Source organism: Cohnella sp. OV330, assembly GCF_900112065.1.
Classification (GTDB): domain Bacteria; phylum Bacillota; class Bacilli; order Paenibacillales; family Paenibacillaceae; genus Cohnella.
Genome location: NZ_FOKE01000007.1, coordinates 55,242 through 73,416 on the forward strand (window position 1 = coordinate 55,242; position 18,175 = coordinate 73,416).

At 60.9% G+C, this 18,175-nt stretch carries 8 protein-coding genes; 5 read left to right on the plus strand and 3 right to left on the minus strand.

The genetic code is table 11. From position 1 onward, the window contains the following. Positions 1-336 precede the first annotated feature (336 nt). Both BM235_RS17375 and BM235_RS17380 read left to right on the plus strand, forming a co-directional pair. On the plus strand, positions 337-6,447 hold the full coding sequence (locus BM235_RS17375; protein WP_090115500.1) for a DUF4962 domain-containing protein: 6,111 nt from the start codon (positions 337-339) through the stop codon (positions 6,445-6,447). Between the two features lie 76 nt (positions 6,448-6,523). After that, positions 6,524-8,362, plus strand: a complete 1,839-nt coding sequence (locus tag BM235_RS17380; protein ID WP_090115501.1) for an S-layer homology domain-containing protein — start codon at positions 6,524-6,526, stop codon at positions 8,360-8,362. 109 nt (positions 8,363-8,471) lie between these two features. Here the strand turns inward: BM235_RS17380 and BM235_RS17385 are convergent, their stop codons facing one another. The 3 genes from BM235_RS17385 to BM235_RS17395 all read right to left on the minus strand — a co-directional run bounded on the left by BM235_RS17385 (position 8,472) and on the right by BM235_RS17395 (position 13,005). Continuing rightward, the gene (locus BM235_RS17385; protein WP_090115502.1) at positions 8,472-10,085 is read right to left on the minus strand and encodes an AraC family transcriptional regulator; all 1,614 of its coding nucleotides are present in this window, start codon (positions 10,083-10,085) and stop codon (positions 8,472-8,474) included. A gap of 121 nt (positions 10,086-10,206) precedes the next feature. Next, positions 10,207-11,238 (minus strand): ABC transporter substrate-binding protein, encoded by a 1,032-nt coding sequence (locus BM235_RS17390; protein WP_255374441.1) that lies wholly within the window; start codon positions 11,236-11,238, stop codon positions 10,207-10,209. 108 nt (positions 11,239-11,346) lie between these two features. Beyond that, entirely contained in the window at positions 11,347-13,005 is a 1,659-nt protein-coding gene (locus BM235_RS17395) for an SGNH/GDSL hydrolase family protein (protein WP_090115503.1), read from the minus strand. 284 nt (positions 13,006-13,289) lie between these two features. Between BM235_RS17395 and BM235_RS17400 the strand changes: the two genes are divergently transcribed. The 3 genes from BM235_RS17400 to BM235_RS17410 all read left to right on the plus strand — a co-directional run bounded on the left by BM235_RS17400 (position 13,290) and on the right by BM235_RS17410 (position 18,168). Continuing rightward, a complete protein-coding gene (locus BM235_RS17400) occupies positions 13,290-15,122 on the plus strand; it encodes a cache domain-containing sensor histidine kinase (RefSeq protein ID WP_158544037.1) in 1,833 nt (610 codons plus the stop codon). Next, positions 15,100-16,719: a response regulator gene (locus BM235_RS17405; RefSeq protein WP_143106697.1), complete on the plus strand. Its 1,620-nt coding sequence runs from the start codon at positions 15,100-15,102 to the stop codon at positions 16,717-16,719. The genes BM235_RS17400 and BM235_RS17405 overlap by 23 nt, the downstream gene beginning before the upstream one ends. 519 nt (positions 16,720-17,238) lie before the next feature. Further along, a complete protein-coding gene (locus tag BM235_RS17410) occupies positions 17,239-18,168 on the plus strand; it encodes an ABC transporter permease (RefSeq protein WP_090115506.1) in 930 nt (309 codons plus the stop codon). Positions 18,169-18,175: the final 7 nt, after the last annotated feature.

The following is an 18,175-nucleotide window of genomic DNA, read 5'->3' on the forward strand; positions in this document are numbered from 1 at the left end:
ATTATTGGCCTTCGAACTTGCAAGCACTTCCCGTAACTTAGGACCTAACTATGACCTATTCTAATCGAAAAATAAATACGCTACAAATGGCAAATTTCAATCCAACGACGTTCCAATTCAAGTTTACTATGTTATACTGGGATACATCTGGGGCATAACATTTTTTTGTTTGATTAATAGTTATTAAATATACCTCAGATAGATATTAAAATGGGGGGGTGGATTGCGAACGCGCCTGGCCACCGGGTTTCTTATTTTTCGAAAGGCTTCATCCGTTAGCGAAGACCGCATCATGCTTGTCCGCCCTGCATATCCACGGAGAGGGGAAAGGCAAAAATGAGAGTAAGCGCCAAACGTTGGACGGCCCTCGGCCTCGTATTGTTCATGATCGGCGGGGTACTCCCGCATTCTCTGCTCGGCCCGGCCCGCGCGTCGGCAGCGGCGCCCGCGTGGCCGCAATTTACGGATTCCGCGCACATGCCTTTTCGTCCGATCGATTCGCTCGTCACCTCGCAAAGTCCGCCCGATTTCAGCTGGCCGCTCGTACAAAATGCGGACAGCTATCAGCTTCAAGTATCCCGCACGAGCGACTTCGCGACCGTCGCGCACGAGGCGGCCGCGCTTACGACCAATTATTATAACTTTCCGGTCTCGTTCGATGCCGGCACCTGGTATTGGAGAGTCCGGTACGATCAGGACGGGACGGCATCCGAATGGACCGCGCCGCGCAAGTTCCGGATCGAGGAGGATGCGGTGCCGTTCCCGGTGCCGCCCGTCGATACGTTGGTGAACAGCGTGCCGGACGCGCATCCGCGCATTTGGGTAACAGCAGACACGCTGGATGACTTCCGGGCGCTCTCCACGGGCCAAGGAAAGACCATTTACGAACGGAGACGCTCGCAAGCGCTTGCTAATCTGGACTTCGTTCCCGTCGAACCTACCACGGTTACCGCGGTAGACAAAAGGTACGTCGATGAGTCGCTGACGAAAATGATGAACGCGGCGTTCACGTACCTGATCTCCGGCGATACGCGATTCGGGGACAGCGCCAAGCGCCAATTGCTTGCGATCGCAAGCTGGAACACCGACCCGAACGGCACGACCGGCTACGTCACGGACGATCAGATCCATCGCGCGATCGTCAACAAGGCCGCGATCGCTTACGACTGGATCTACGACAGGCTGGCGCCTGCCGACATCCAGAACGTACAGACGATGGTCACCGTACGCACGAACACGCTTATCGCGGACCTTTTCAACGTCCACTCGATGTTCAAAAATCCGTACGATTCGCACGGCTGGACCTCGTTCGGACTCCTGACGGTCATCGCGACAGCGATGCTTCACGATGTCGATCAGGCGGAGTCCTGGTTCCGGATGCTGGCGCCGGCATATATCAATCTGCTGCCGCCATGGGGCGGCGAAGATGGCGGGTGGTCCATGGGGACCGGCTACTGGCAGGGTGCGAATCTCTCGAATAAAGAGACCATGGACGTCTTGCTGTACGCCACGGGCTTCAATCTGTACGACAAGGCGTTTGCCCGCAACGAAGGCCATTTTCCTTTGTATACGTTTCCGCACGGGTCGCCCCATGGCCTCATCGGCGACGGCAATACGGAAGCGCCCACTTTCTACAACGTCTCGTTTTTCCGTCGCGCCGCCCAGATGTATCAGGATCCGCATTTGCAATGGGGCGCGCAGGCAGTAGGGGCGACGCCGATCGATCAGCTTTACACCTATTTCCACGGAGACCCCGACTTGCCGGCGGAGCCGCCGGTCGAGCTGCCGAAGTCGAGGTGGTTCAAGGATATCGGCGTGGTCGCGATGCACTCCGACCTGGTCAACCCCGACCGCGTCTCGATGTACTTCAAGTCGAGTCCGTACGGCAGCTACGTCCACAGCCACGCCGATCAGAACAGCTTCGTCATCAACGCGTACGGCGAACCGCTGGCGATCAAAGCCGGCTATTACGAAAGTTTCGGTTTCAACAGGCCTCATCACGGCGAATACACGCGCCAGACGCTGTCGAGCAACGCGATCACGTTCGACGGCAGGCAAGGCCAGCCGATCAACAAGCTCGACGCGAACGGCACGGTCACGGGCTACGTCGACAGCGCGGACTTCGCGGCGACGAGCGGCGATGCGACAGCCGCTTATATGGGCGGCGTCGGCAAAGCCGTTCGCCACATGCTGTACATCAGGCCGAATTCGTTCGTCGTGATCGACCGGCTGAAGTCGGCGAACCCGGCCGGCTCCGAATTCGAATGGGGACTTCATGCCGAGCATGATCTCAAGCTGGACGCGGATCAGGCCGGCGCGACCATCGTCGAGGGCCGAGCCGCGTTGAAGACGAGAATTCACTATCCTTCCAATATACGGGCGACGGTGGACAACCGGTACCTGAACCAGGCAGGCGTGGAAGTAAGGCCCGTAGACGTCAATATTCCGAATCAGATGCATGCGGCATTCATCACGCCCAAGTCTCAAGAAACGACGATCGTCTCGACGATGGGCGTATATCCATCCGGCGGCGAAGCGCCGGAAGTCGTTTCCGAAAATCATGGGAGTTATATGGAGCTGACCTTCGAGGACGGAACCGTCGTGTATGTCCGGATGACGAACGGCGGCGAGGTGGATGCCGGTTCGATCCGCTTCGACGGCGAAGCCGCCGCGGTCAAAGGAGACTCGGTCATGCTCGTGTCGGGCACGAAGCTCGTCAAGGACGGCGTCACGCTGCTGTCGAGCGACAAACCGGCGACGATCGCCTTCGGCGACCGGCAGCTGTCGATCTCCGGCACGGAGGAGATCAATGTCGCCGTGCAAACGCCGGGCGTCGTCCGCGTGCGGGACATGAGTGGCGAAGATATCGCGAACAGCGGCACGCCTGATGCTTCGGTCGCGCTTCGCGGCGTCTATTGGCAGGCAACCGCCGACAAGCTCACGGTCAGAGCGGAGAAGGGTGCGCATGCCTTCAAGCTGAACGATGCGCCGTCCTCGCAGCCGCTGGAAAACGTCGAGCTGCAGGTCAGCATCAACGGCGTCCCGCAGACGGTCTCGCTGCAAGCCCGCAGCGACATCGAAGGCGAGAGCGTGGCCTGGGGGAAGCTGACGAACGAGGAAGGGCTCTATCAGGTCGTCGAGGCGCCGACGGGCTTCGCCTTCGAGCGCCATGGCGGCCAGAACGCGCCTTATCTCGAACCTGGCGCCGCGATCCTGCTGCGCGGCGAGGCGGATCGTCCGCTGACGCTGCTCAAGGCCGGATCGGGGTCCCCGGCGGAGACCGTCGTACGGGACGATTACGACGCCGTGCGCGATACGCTGAGCGTGTTCGCGGAGGCCGAATCCTTTCAAAATTCTAGCGGCGGCACATTCAACAGATATACGAATCGACCGTTCTTGTCCGGCGGGGTAGGCGTGAGCAACTGGACGAACAAGGGCCAATGGCTGGACTGGACGCTGAACGTGCCCAAGCAAGGGCGCTACGATCTCGTCCTCAAATACGTGGCGGGCTGGGACGCCCCCGAGGGGGCGCTGACGAGCAGGCTTGCGAAGCTGGGCGACAACGCTTACTACTTCGAAGCGCCGAAGACGGTCGACTTCGGTACGCTGCCCGAGTACTGGAAGTCGATTCGGGTGAAGACGGGGGCGCTGCTGCCGGCAGGGCCGCTGAAGCTGACGATGTGGAATTCCGTCGCATCGATGAACCTTGATTGGATCGGGCTCGTGGAGGCGAAGGACGACGAGATCCGGCCTTCGGCGCCGGGCGCGCCGCAGCTCGTCGCCAAGACGAATACGAGCGCGACGGTCCGGTGGGGCGGCTCGACCGACAATGTCGGCGTCAAAGAATACCGGATCTATTCGAACGGCCAGCTTGCGAAGACGGTGCCGGCCGGCTCCACCGAAGTCCAACTAACGGGGCTGACCGCAGGCAAAAGCTACAAGATCATGGTCAGGGCAGTCGACACGAGCGACAATGAATCGCACGACAGCCCGGCGCTCGACGTCGTTACGACCGATACGCTCGCGCCGGTATGGGCGGAGGGCGCCGTCCTGAGCGCCGCGAACGTTTTCCCGGACAAGGCGACGCTGTCCTGGAGCGGCAGCGCGACGGACAATTCCGGGCAGCCGGTCGCCTATGACTTGTATCGAATCGACGGCGCAGCGGCGACGAAGCTGGCGTCCGTAACGGGCACGACCTACGAAGTGCAGGGCTTGCAGCCGTCCGGCAGTTATAGCTTCAAGCTCGAAGCGGTCGATACCGCCGGCAATGCGACGAAGGACGGACCGTCCGTCACGGTGCGCACGCCCGGCGCGAACATGAACGGAAACGGCTTCTACGAGCCGTTTACAGGGATGGCCGCGGGGACGAGTCCGGCAGGAAACGGATGGACCGTCGATCCGGGGCACGGTACGTCGATCGCGGTTACCGCGGCCGGAGACGGCAACAAGGTCCTCACGCTTACGGACTCGTACTACGATCTTCAAAACGAATACGGTCGCGCCCCCGGCATATCCAAGGCGATCCCGGCCGTGAGCGGGAAGGTCGTCTTCGAGACGAAGTTCAAGTCGAAGGCGCTCGGCCGGTCCGACTCGGGCAACTATGAGCTGCAGGTCGTGTCGGGCAACGCGGACGCCGTCCGAATCAGCGGCGGGAGCACGGGCACCGTCTCTTATCGCATACCGGAAAACGGAACGACGAAGGCCGTGGCTTTCCCGTCCAAAAACGGCGATTTCAAGATTCCTCTCGACCAGTGGATCAAGGTGAGGTTCGAGATGGACACCAGTACGAAGACCTACGATCTCATCTATCAAGCGGATGCGCTCAAAAGCTACGCGGGACCGGTCGACGCTCCCGGAACGCTCGATAAAACGAACGGCATTTACAGAATCAACGGACTTCCTTTCAATACCCCGACGCTGAGCTCGGTCAACGCGGTAGCCTTTGCCGGCACGCGGTATACGGGTGAATATACGTTTGACGACATGGCGTTGTACAAGGCGACGACCCCGCCGGCATTCACGCTCGATAGTCCGCAGTACGCGGGCCAGGATGAGCTTGTCCCCGTCGCGATCGGCGTCGGCAGCGTGACGAACGCCGTATACGAGAACGTGTCATTGCGATACGATCAGGCTTTGTTCGATTATGTCGGCGTCGAAGCGGCAGGTCCGGGCATCACCTTGACCGGCGTCTTGAACGATCCGGCACAAGGCACGGTGTCCTTCGCCGTAGACAACGGCGGTCCGATTGGCGGCTCGGGGCCGCTGGCGCTGCTGCAGCTCCGGACCAAAGCCGGGGCCTCCGGCTTCGGATCGGTGCGGATTGAAGCGGCGGCGTCGAAAGATCAGGCAGGCGTCACGCTTGGCGCCGTCAGCTTGCCGGGTAAGACGATCGGCGTCCATGTCATCACGGAGCTTGAGCCGGCCATCGTCGCGACGCCGGTCGGCTCGGCGCCGGCGCTGCCTGAGGCCGTGACGGCCGTCTACGCCGAACAGACCACGGGTCCCGCGACGGTGACCTGGGCTTCGGTCGATCCTTCGCAATACGCGGTGCCCGGCACGTTCACGGTGACCGGCACGGTCGCGGGCACCAGCATTCCTGCTCAGGCCGTCGTGACGGTCGTGAACGATTCGGCGGCGCTGTTGACCGGGCCGGGAACGGCGCGAATCGGCGAGCCCTTCGTCGCCAGGCTGTCCGTGGTCAGCGTTCACAACGTGTCCGCGCAGGAGGTCGTCGTGAGCTACGACAAGACGCGCTTCGAGTATGTCGACGCTGCCCCTGTTCAAGAGCAAACCGTCGTTCAATCGGCCGTCGACAATACGGAAGCTGGCACCGTCAAGCTGATTCTGGCGAATCCGGGCGCGGAAAATGCGGTATCCGGCGACGTGCCGCTGCTCGACTTGACCTTCAAGGCGAAGGAGGGCGCCGCGGGCGGCGGTACGATCGCGGTGACGCGGCTCAAGCTGTCCGACGGCGATGGCCGCGTGCTGGACGCGGATCTGAGCGGCGCCTCGCTGGCCGTGACGATCGCGGATCACGCGGAGCTGGCGGCGGCGATCGCAGATGCGCAGACCGCGTACGACCAATCGGCGGCAGGCATGGCGATCGGGCAGTATCCGGCTGCCGCGAGGTCTGCGCTGCTGGCGGCGATCGAAGCCGCGCGGGCCGTGCTGGCCGATGCGCAGACGACGGAGGCGCAAGCGGACGTGGCGACAGCCGCGCTTCTGACGGCGCTGCAGAAGTTCGCGCAGTACGTCATCGCAGCCGATACGGGCGACCTGAACGGCTCGGGCGGCATCGACATCGGCGACGTCGGCATCGTGGCCGGCCATTACGGCCAACAGGCCGGCGATGCGGGTTGGTCTAGCGCGCACGATCTCGACGGCGACGGGGCGATCGGACTTTACGAGCTGGCCTTCGTCTCTCAGAAGCTGCTAGAGCAGGGTTGATCCCCCGCGATTGAAACGTTGAGAGGAAGGCGTCCCGCCTTCCTCTTCTTAAATCCCTTGAACGGAGGCGAACCGATTGAAGCGAACGATGTTGTATCTATGGATTTTCGCGCTGGCCGCAGGCTTGGCTATACCCGCTGGCGGTTCAGCTTCGGCGGCGGCGACGCCCTCTTTTAAGGTCGTCGCGTCGACGCATTCGATCAAGCCGAACGAGCAGCTGACGGTCAAGGTGACCGCGACCGGACTGCCCGAGACGAGCGCCTACGAGATCCGCTTGGCCGTGCGGACGTCGGACGGCGGCGCCGCATCGCTGACACCGCAGTCGCAGCGCAACCTGCTGCCTGGCGCCGGATTTTCCGCGCGTGCGACCGACGGGGACGTCCTGAAGTTCGCCTATGCGCTGCAGGGCGGGCAATCGCCGGCGAGCGGCGACGCTGAATTGGCTTCCTTCGCGTTCAAAGGAGCTGGTGCCGGCCAGGTGCGGATCTCCCTGGAGTCGGTGCAGCTGATGGACGCGAATCTGGCGGCCTCAACGTACGAGGGGGGCTCGTCCGTCCTCGTGACCGTGTCGGACGGATCGTCGCCTTCGTCGCCCACGCCGAGCGCTTCGCCGACGGCGGGTCCGTCGGATGGAACGCCGACACCGACCACGCCGTCTCCTGCACCGGCCACGCCATCGCCGTCGCCGACCGCGAGTCCGTCCGCGGGTCCGTCGGCTTCGCCCGGACCGACGCCGGCGCCGGTGGTCATCGACCTTGCGGCAGAGCCGGATGCCGACGGCGTCGCCGTCGCCCGGCCGCCTGCGGAGCGGCTGCGCGAGGCGCTGACGTCGGCGCGCGGCGGCACGCTGCGCATCGCCGTCCGGTCGACCGCCGCAGCGGGCACGCTCGCGGTCGATCTGCCGCTCGCCGAGCTGCGCGGCTCCGACCTGCCGGCGCGGATCGAGATCGATGCCGGCGAGGCGAAGCTCGCCTTCGATCCGGCTCTGCTGTTCGCGCTGACGGGTACGGACACTTCGTCGCTTCGCGTCGGCGCCGGCCGCGCCGATAACGCGGCGATTCCGGAGGCTGCCAAAGCGCGGATCGGCGGCCGTCCGGTCTACGACCTGATCCTGACGGCCGACGGCAAGAGCCTCGGATCGCTTGGCGATGGCCGGCCCGTGACCGTGAGCCTCCCCTACACGGCCAAGCCGGACGAAGCGCCCGAACGTCTCGTCGTCTGCTTCGTCGCCGAAGACGGCAGCCTCGGGGTGGTCAAGCACGGCGCATACGATGCCGCGTCGGGACAAATCTCGTTCAAGCCGACGCACTTCAGCTTATTTGCGATCGTGCAGGCGCCGGCCGCCTTCACAGATCTCGCGCGCGTGCCTTGGGCGCAGCCTGGCATCGAAGCGCTTGCCGCCCGGGGACTCGCGAGCGGCGTCGGGGAGTCGATGTTCGCGCCGGACAGGCACGTCACCCGCGCGGAGTTCGTCGCGCTGCTCATGAACGTGCTCGCCCCGGCATCACGCGGGCCGGAGATCGCTCCCGCCTTCTCCGACGTCAAGCCCGGCGCTTGGTACGCAGGCGCCGTGTCCGCGGCTGCCGAACTCGATATCGCGCGCGGCCGCCCGGACGGCAGCTTCGGCATTCGGGACGAGATCAGCCGCCAAGATATGGCGGTGATGATGGAACGCGCGCTTCGCCTCGCCGGCGTTCGAACCGGCGCCGACGACGAAGCGGCGCCGACCGGCAGCCTATCCGCCCTTGCCTTCGCGGACAGCGACGCGATCGCGCCTTATGCGCGCGATGCCGTCGACGCATTGCACGCGGCCGGCATCCTGACCGGCGTCGGCGGAAGCCGAATCGCGCCGGCCGAGACCGCGACCCGGGCGCAGGCGGCGGTCATGCTGTACCGATTGTACCGGCTTCTGTAAGATTGCGATTGTGTTCACATGGCCTGATTCGCACCAAAGCCCGGCTTCCGAAGGCGCGATATTTCCGCCGCGTTGCCGGGTTTTTTACGCGTTCGTCGCGCTGCTTCCGTCACCTGCCCATGGCCTGCAGCACGTCGCTGATCTTGCGGCTATGGGATAGTACGCCATAGTTCATCCAGGCCAGAAAATCGACCTCGTATGCGCGGCCCGCTCTGACGGCGGGCAGGCTTTGCCAAACGTCGGAATCGAGCAGTTCCCGGCCCTCTCCGTGGCCCTCGAAGGTCACGAACAAATGATCGGCATCCAGCTCCTTCAGTTCCTCAAGCGACAGATTGACCCTTCGAACGCCGGAAGCCATCCTGCGCACGATGTCCGGCTCGGTTAGACCGAGACCGCGGTAGAGGAGCGGTCCCGTGTAGCCGCAAGCTCCGCCTCCGTACAGCGCGATCGACTGCCCCGAAATCCTTAGGACGGCTACGGACTCCTTGGCTGATGTGCGTCCCAGCCGAAAACGAGCCTCCGCGATCTGGCGTTCCAGCCGTTCGACGGCCGCCGTCGCTTCCTGCTGTCTGCCCAGGACATTTCCGATTGATCTGAGCATCAATCTCCAATCTTCTCCTGCAAATGGAATCTTAAAAACGGGGGAGATCCGGCTGTACCGTTCCAAATTCCATCTCCGGTGCCCGTCGTTCAGGAGGATGAAGTCGGGCTGGTGGCTGGAGAGGACCGTCCAATCGTCAACGGCGATATCGAAGTCGGGCACGCCGTACAGTCCCAAGTATTCTTGTCTGCCCCATCCGCGATGGAAAAATTGCAAGATAGGGGTAACGCCCAACGCGACAAGGTAATCTTCCAAAAAAGGTGCGAAAACACGCGTTTTTCCAGTGTTCCGGCTGCGGTACTGCCCCGGCGTGATTCCGACTTTTTGCTTAAACTTCCGATTGAAGTAATATTCGTTGCTGTATCCGACCGCAAGCGCGATCTGCTTCAGCTTGTCGCCGGTCAGCAGCAGCATCTCCTGCGCCTTGTCGATACGAACGGTGTTCAGGAAGTCGATCGGCAGCTGTCCCGTCTCTTCCTTGAACAACTGCGTATAGCGCCACCGGTTGGTTGCCGTCATCTCGGCGAGCCGACCGATGGACAGCGGCTGCGCGTAATGCGCTCTTACATATTCGACTGAACGGCCCACGGCCTGCCGCAGCGATTGCTCGCCGGCTGCCGCGCTGCGGTACGCTCTAAGCATCGAGAGCAACAGCGACTGAAAACGAATCTGCCGATCCAGCCGCTCCAGTTCGTCGGCTTCGTTCCGGCTGCGGTGCAAATGCTCCGCCTCCAGCAGCATGCCTGCAGCGGAAGCGCCGAATTCGTGCGTCCAAGATGCGAGCCATTCATCGAGCGTCTCAAGTCCGGTCTTACCCTCGGACGAATGCTGAAGCCCCGACATCTCGAATTCGAATCGGTAGCCCGTCATCCCGATCACTCCGGCCTCCAGCCGGCAGATCGCTTGAGGATGCAGCATCAGGCAGGCGCCTTGCGCGAGGGCGGTCTTTTTATTTTCCAGCATGCCATGTCCGACGCCGTCCGTGATCAACAGCATCATATAGACGCTTGACGCCATCGCGTTCCCTCGTCCAGCCTCGATTTGAAATGCTTCGGCATCCGCGAGCCGGAACTGAACCGCTCCCTTCGCCGTCGCCGCACCGTTTTGCAAATCGTTTGTCATCGCGGCCTCCACCTATTGATAACCATTCTCAAAGCCTGTCCGTCTAGTTTAAATAAAAAAAAGGAGCGCTTCAATCCTAAAATTGAAGAGCCCCCGTATGAATGTTTCTGTCCGATCTCCTTTACTTCACCATGAGCTTCAGAAGATCGTCGATTTTCATGCCGTTCGCCGTGATCGCGCCGCTCTGCCAGTGGCTGCGTTCGACCTTGTACACATGGCCGTTTTTAAAAGCGGGCACCGATTTCCATAGCGGACTGTCCAACAAGGAAAACGAATCTTGATTTTCCGCCGTCTGCCAATCCCCGTTGGACGGAATCACGATGATGTGATCCGCATCCAGCATCGAGAAGGCCTCTTCGGACAGAATCTCCTGGAATTCCGTCATTTTTTGCACCATCGGGTGCGGCGTAAGCCCCAGCTCGTCGAACAAAAGACTGCCCACAAAACGGTTTTTGACGCCGAACAACGCGATCGTCCGGTCGCCGACATTGACGCGGATGACCGCCACCGTCTCTTGGCCGACGGCTTGCGCCAGTTTGGCCTTGGCGTCCGCTAACTTAGCTTCATAGGCCGCAGCCACGCTCTCGGCTTGCTCGGGCATGCCGATGACATCGCCGATCGTCTTCAGAATTTGTTCGGAGCTCTGAAGAATGTCTTCGGGCAGCCTGTAGGTCGGCGCCACCTTCGTATATTGATCGTAAGCCGCCCGGTCCGTGCCGCCGTCGACGATGATGAGATCGGGACGTTGCGCGAGCAGCGCCTCGATGCTGCCGCTCGTATCGAACAGAGGCGCGTCCAGGTTCAGATAGTCTTGCTTGCCCCAGTTCGGATTGTACCACTGGACGATCGGCGTCACGCCCAGCGCCTTCAAGTAGTCTTCCAGATAGATGGCCGCGATCCGCTTCGGATGCGCTGGCACGGTGACTTCGCCGAATTCATCCTTGACGATTCGCGTTTCGTCGTCCGCCGTTGCGGCGGTGCCGGACGCAGTAGCACCCTGCGAAGACTGCGCGTTTTCCGTCGCTGAGGTCTGAGGCGCGGCGGCCTTCGAATGCTCGCTCGGCTTGTCCTCCCCGGATCCGCATCCCGCCAATAAACCTACCCACAATACCGCCGCCATCGTTACCGCCGTTTTTTTAACCCAACCAGACATTTCTCATTTCTCCCCCGGGTCCATTATCATTGATATTCATTCTCAATCAATAAACCTAGGGTAGCGCACGAGGGAATGAGAAACAATGCACTTTTTATCGCGGATTTTTTATACAAATTGTAAGCTTTCGGTTCCCAGCATCGCTTCCAACATCGCCTCTCCCAGAACCCGATCGAAGGGGCCCCAGCCGGTATCTTCGTTTCCGAACGTGTGATTGACCATGTTGCCCTTGAGCTCCGTCACGAAATATTTGCCGAAACGGTGCAAGTTGTCAAAGTAATCGAACCCGCCAACGAAAGCCACGCCGTATTCGGCCGCCAGTCTGCGGTACAACGCGTAAATACGGCGAATATGGCGTTTGGAGCCGTACTTCGTAAAGAGCGGATTAACGCCGTTCGCCATCACGATCATGCAAGCCGCGCCGTATTCGAGGATTCGCTCCAAGATCGCTCTGACCGTCCGTTCGATATCGGCTTCGACGTGACCGGAGCAGGCGTCGTTGATCAGATATTCGAGCACGACGAGATCGGGCGCCGCGGCCAGCCCCTCTTTTTCCAGCCGGTGAATGCCCATCGCCGATTGCTCGCCGCCGACCGCGACGTTCGAGCTGAACAGCTTCGCGTCCGGGTACCGCGTTCGGAGGCCCTCCATTACCTGATAGGGCCACAAGCCGGCGCGGGTCGCGCTCTCGCCGAAAAAGGCGATGCGCAGCGGACGTCCTGCCGCCATGGCCTGCCGGAAGCCCGCGAGATGCGCGGTCTGCTCCAGGGGGATCGACGCCGCCGGCGCGTCGCCGGCAAGCACGGATCTGCGGTCCATGATCATCTCCGGGATCGCTTCGATCGTGAATTGCAGACGCCCGTCTTCGTCGCCCTGGGGAGGCCGCGGGAACGCGAGCCCGAGTCCCCAGTCGACCTCGAATCCGTAAGCCGTCTCCATGACAAGCGGGAACTCTTCGTCCCATTCGAATGTTCGAGGCGCCGTCCAGCGCAGGGATTCCCGTGTCGGCGTCAGGCCGGTACCGTAATCCTCGCCTGTGGCGCCGATCCGAAGCTGAGGGCTTCCGCCGGGCTTCGGCTCGATTTCTACATAATAAGTCCGCCTGACCATGTCTTCGTATCGGCCGCGGAGCGCGCCCGGCGGAGAGGACGTGGACATGCTCGACAGCGAGCTCTCGCCGCCGTAGACGCACGATTGTCCCCAGCCGGTAAATATATGGGCGAGCACGAAGCCGTCCCTCACGAGCGGCGGCTCGGGCAGCAGCAGCTCTCTAGCCTCCGGGGCGTCGACATCCCCCTCGACGACAGTAAGGGAACCGTCCTCCCGGAGCACGATCGCATCATATCGGCAGAGCCATACCGCGTAGTCGAGCGAGAGCGTCTCGCCGTCCGCGATGCGGCCCCCAGACATTCGCTTCACCGTACCCCAATGATAGTCGTACGTATAGTCGACATCGGGCGCATACTTCGTCCCGCGATCGCTCGAATAAACCGACAGCGTACCCGGGACCATGCGCTGGTAGGGCGCGCCGCCGCTGCCGCGAATATCTTCGCCGTTCCACCAGGAAGGCGAGACCGCGCCTACGCCGCGGATCGTGTAGACTTGGTCGCTGTACTGCCGCCGGCCGGCGGGCCGGATCGGCAGCTTCACTTCGCGGGGCACCTCGACGACGCGGTCCGCTATCGTCAGGAAGCCGGGTTGAACGACAACCGCCATCGAGGCGGGGGCGGTAGAGACGACGGATAGACCGGAAACCTGCGCGTTCAAGGGAAGTCACTCCTTTGGGCTCTGTTTCGTTTGCCCCTATTGTAAAACGCGGCCCGCCGTACCTATATAGATAATCGTACAATCGCGTATTGATTTTTGTGCTGCTTTCCGGCGCAGGAATCGAGGGCCTATATTCGTCTCTATTGTCCCGGGAACTGAAAGCGTTTATATTAGCGATTAAGCGACTTGCGCCGTTCGGGTTGCGCCGGTTCGGGCGGCGGACATGAGGCGTGCGAATGGTCTGTAAGAGCGGGGCAGATGATCTTCACGACAGGGATGATGCGATGAAATTCACGAAGCGCTTTACGCCGTTCTTTCATAATTGGAACGTCATCTCCAAGTTTGTCGCTATTTACGTATCCATTTTGTTGGTATCGCTGGCCGTCACGGGTTATATGCTGTACCGGCAGGCCGCGAATTCGGCCATCGAGCAGTCACAGACCGTGTTGGAGCAAAATCTGCTGCAGACGAAGGAGAGCATCAAAGAGAAGGTGGCGATGACGGAGAACATCTCCCAGATCATCGCGTTCGACTCGCGCATGCAAACCTTTCTTGACAGCGATTTCATGATCGAAAGCATCCAGCTCCAAGACTACCGCGACAATATCGCGCCGATTCTGGACAATATCATGAGGCAGAATCCTTATATTCATTCGATTCATGTCTATATGGGCAATCCGACCATCCCGGAGCTGTACGGCGGGTACGACGGCTTTTACAGCATGAAGCGGATTCGGGAAGATCCGCAGTATCGGCCTATCCTGGAGAATCATGCGCTGCGCTCGGTTTGGCGGGATCTGCACAAGGAGAAGGTGCTGCTCGTGAGGCCCGATCTGACCGCGGACGCGGACGTGCTTTCGTTTAACCGGAAAGTGTACTCCATCCGCAACTATGAAGTCGCCGGGATGGTCGAAATCGAAATCACGGCTAAAGAGCTGTTCAAAACGCTGGAGGATTCGGTCTCGACCGCTATCGGAGACGTATTCGTCGCGGACGGCGGCGACCGGATCGTATCCGAAAACGTGCCGAACGCCTATGGAAAGCGATTGGAGCAACTGGGCCTGACCGGCCTGCCGCTTGAAGGCGGCGTCAACCGGATCGCAACGGTAGGGGGCGAACGATCCATCGTCATCTCGATTCCGCTTCAGGGTCCGGGTCTGCGGGTCGTCGGCGTCTTTCCCCTCGCCCACGTGCTGGACAAAGTGTACGAGTCCATCCGCACGACTATCGTGGTCCTGGCCTTGGCGCTGCTGCTGCTCAGCCTATTGGTCTACTATGTCACGGCGAAGCTGCTCTCCCGCATGAAGGTGCTGCTGAAGGCCATGAAGCAAGTGCGGGAGGGGTCGCTGGACGTATCCGTGCCCGTCGTCTGGAACGACGAATTTTCGCAGATGGCGCTGAGTTTCAACCATATGACCGAACGCATCCACGGGCTCGTGGAGACCGTCTACAAAGCCGAGCTTCTGGAGAAAGAGGCGGAAGTCAAGGCGCTGGAGTCTCAGATCAACCCCCATTTCCTTTACAACACGCTGGCGACGATCTCTTGGGTGGCGCGTAAAGCGAAGGCGCCGGAGGTCGTCCGCATCTCCGATTCGCTCGCGAAGTTCTACCGGCTCGTGCTGAACAAGGGCAGCTCGGAGACGTTGATCGGGAACGAGCTGGACATGGTCAAGGCTTATCTGGCGATCCAGAAATTCCGCTTCGAGGACCGCTTCGACGCCATTTTCGAGGTGGACGAGCGGGTCAGGGAATTCATTACCGTCAAAAACATCCTGCAGCCGCTCGTCGAGAATGCGCTCGTACACGGCATCGAGCCGAAGCGGGCGCACGGCACCATCTTCATTAAGGCAAGGCTGGAGGCGGAGCAAGTCGTACTGCAGATCGTCGACGACGGCGTCGGAATAGGCGGCGACCGCTTGCGCGAATTGAGGGAGGGCCGGCCCGTCGACTCGCAAGGCAGCGGGTACGCGCTGGCCAATATTATCGGACGCCTGCGCATGATGCACGGGGATCGCCACCGTCTGGAACTGTTCAGCCGTCCGGGGATCGGCACGGTCATTACGATCTCTTTTGAGGCAAGGAGGAGGACGGACATTGCTAAAGCTGCTGATCGTTGAGGACGAGCGATGGGAGCGGGAGGGACTCGCGGAACTTTTTGATTGGCCGACGCTTGGCATCGGCGCCGTGGAGACGGCTTGCGACGGCATTGAGGGCTTGGAGAAGGCGATCGGCATGGAACCGGATATCGTCATTACGGACATCTCGATGCCCGGCCTGAACGGTATCGAGATGGCGAAGCTTGTCCGCAGGGAACTGCCGGACGTGCGCTTCGTCGTGCTGACGGGCTACGACGATTTCGAATATGCGCGCGACGCGATTCGGTTCGGAGCCGTCGACTACCTGCTGAAGCCGATCGACGAGGAGGAGCTGCGCGCGACGCTGGCCCGGATCGCGATCGACTGCGAGGAGGCCGCAAGGCGGCGCGGCAACGAAGAACAAGGGCGGCAGGCTCGCGAAGAAGGACGGCGGGCGTCGCTGAGAACGGCGTTGGCCGCTCTCCTCGCCGACCGGGATCCGGCCGGGGAAGACGCCGAGGTACTCGAAGAAGCGCTTGCCGAAGCAACCGTTGGGCCGGCTCCCGAAGCGTTCGGCGTTTGGACCGTTCGCGCGCCAGCGGCAGCGGGCCGACCGGGCGCCGTCTTCTTCGAGGAGCGAGCGGAGCTGGCGCTTCGGCGCCCGGCGATCGCATATACGTTCGGGGCGGGCGCTGTCTTGGAAGCGGTGATCGTATTCGGCCTTCGAGCGGAAGAAGCCGAGTCTCAGCGCGAGCTGGCGACGAGGCTTCTTCATGACCTGTCTTCCGGACAGGCGCCGTCGCCGGACGACGGATGGACGGTTGCGGTCGGCGGCGCCGCGAAGACGCTGCCGTCCGCAATCGATTCGTACAGGGAGGCGGCCAAAGCGCTTCGATTCGCCGTATGGAGCGGACGCAAGGGAGTGGCGGAAGCAGCCGACGAAGAGGCGGAGCGAGCGAGCTTCGCCCTGGAAGCGGAGCGGTTAGACCGCCGTTTCAAGGAACTGGCGAAGCAGATTCGCAGCAGTCTCGGCAGCGGCGACGAGCGGGCGGCGGAGACGTCGCTGGACGAGCTGTTTGCCCTCATCGCCGCGTATCCGGGGGCTGGCCGCGCATACGTAACGAGTCTGCTTGGCGGGCTCGTCGAAGGGTTGTCGACGCTTGCGTCTCCCGCCGCTTTGACGGCGGGAGGCGAGGATGGATTCGGGTTCGAGGCGCTGCTCTCGAGCGAGGGGCAGCTTGAGCTTCGCGTTCGCATGCAATCCACCTTGCGGCGGATTGCCGATATCCTGCGCGATAAGCGGGAGAATAAGGACGACCATATCGTAGACCGGGTCATTCGACTAATTGAGGAGCAGTACGGCAACCCAAGTCTGGGACTCGCTTATCTCGCGGGGGAAGCGTTCGTCTCGCCCAACCATCTCGGCGCCACGTTCAAGAAGAAAATGGGGAAGACGCCGACCGAATATATTCAGGATTACCGGCTGGCTCGGGCCGAGGAGCTGCTGCGCTCGACGGGACTGCGCGTATCCGCCGTCGCCGAACGCGTCGGCATTCCGAACACGTCCTACTTCGGCACGCTGTTCAAAAACGCCTACGGCATGACGCCGGGCGAATACCAGGAAATGACCCGGCGATGACCCGTAATGACGATGTCCAGGGCCTTTAAGGCGCCTGGACTTTTTTTAAGATCAGAATGGGGCGGCAATTCGCGGACAATTGGCGTGCTGGCCGCGTACCGGAGCTTTCGAAAGCTCAGCGGTTCAAAAAACTGCATTTTTACATGTATTTTCTGCCGATGCGCGACACGTGATGGAATACCTGTAAATGTGCAGGTAAATACAAAGAGCAAGCCGGAAATCGGGCTGATGAAGGCAAATAAATGCAACTTTGCATCTTTTCTGTTCAAAAGGGTCGACAACGGCAAAATTAAATGTATATTTGCAGGCATCTTGGTGAAAGAACGACGCGGGCGACGACTGGCCGACCAACCGGAGAGGCTGTCGGATGAGCCATCGATAGTCGGCGCGAATCAAGTTTCGGATCAACGCCGTTGGATTTTGATACTCATGTGTATTTTTTGTATATCGATCAATTGATAGCGCTTTCTATAATAGGAGTACGCCAACACCCAAGTCGAAGAGGAAAGGAAGAAGGCCATGAGCAGCATACCCGTCAAGCGCAGCCTGACGAAGCGGATCTGGTTGCAGCGGTATCTGATGATTCTCACGCTCCCGGCGATCCTTTGGATGATCCTGTTCAATTACATTCCGATGTACGGCATTATCATCGCCTTCCAGGAATACACGCCTTTCAAAGGATTCATCCATAGCGATTGGACCGGCCTCGCCAACTTCAAAGAGCTGTTCAACGACCCAACGTTCCGGGAATCGCTGTCGAACACGTTCAAGATCAGCGTCGCGAAGCTCGTCTTCGGTTTTCCGGCGCCCATCTTGCTTGCCCTGCTGTTAAATGAACTCGTTTTCAAACGCTTCAAGCGCGTCGTCCAATCGCTCACGTACTTGCCCTACTTCGTTTCCTGGGTGCTTGTCGTCGGCCTCATGTATACGCTGCTCGATCCGGATACGGGCGTGCTCGCCAAACTGCTCGTCAAACTCGGCCTTATCGGCGACGAGACGATGCTGATGGGCAGCGCTCACTCCTTCCTGGCCCTCGTCGTCATTACCGAGGTTTGGAAAAATATCGGTTGGAACTCGATCATCTATCTGGCGGCGATCGCCGGCATCGATCCGCAGATGTACGAAGCCGCCGTGATGGACGGCGCCAACCGCTTCCAGCGGGTATGGCACATCATGCTTCCCGCGATTAAACCGACCATCATTATCCTGTTGATCCTGTCGATCGGCGGTCTCGTGAACTCGAACTTCGATCAGATGTATCTGATGCAGAACTCGATGACCCAGGATGCGGCCAACGTGCTATCCGTCTATTCCTACAAGATGGGCCTCGTATCCGGCAGATTCTCGTACGGTACGGCCGTCGGATTGTTTCAGTCGCTCGTCGCGTTCGTGCTGATGTACCTCGCCAACTACTCGTCGCGGAAAATAACGAAAGAAAGCTTGTTCTAGGAGGAAA

Excerpts from the sequence above, each read along its gene's own strand:
- BM235_RS17375 (WP_090115500.1), top strand. The coding sequence starts at position 337 with ATGAGAGTAAGCGCCAAACGTTGGACGGCCCTCGGCCTCGTATTGTTC.
- BM235_RS17385 (WP_090115502.1), bottom strand. The coding sequence starts at position 10,085 with ATGACAAACGATTTGCAAAACGGTGCGGCGACGGCGAAGGGAGCGGTT.
- BM235_RS17390 (WP_255374441.1), bottom strand. The coding sequence starts at position 11,238 with ATGTCTGGTTGGGTTAAAAAAACGGCGGTAACGATGGCGGCGGTATTG.
- BM235_RS17400 (WP_158544037.1), top strand. The coding sequence starts at position 13,290 with ATGAAATTCACGAAGCGCTTTACGCCGTTCTTTCATAATTGGAACGTC.
- BM235_RS17410 (WP_090115506.1), top strand. The coding sequence starts at position 17,239 with ATGAGCAGCATACCCGTCAAGCGCAGCCTGACGAAGCGGATCTGGTTG.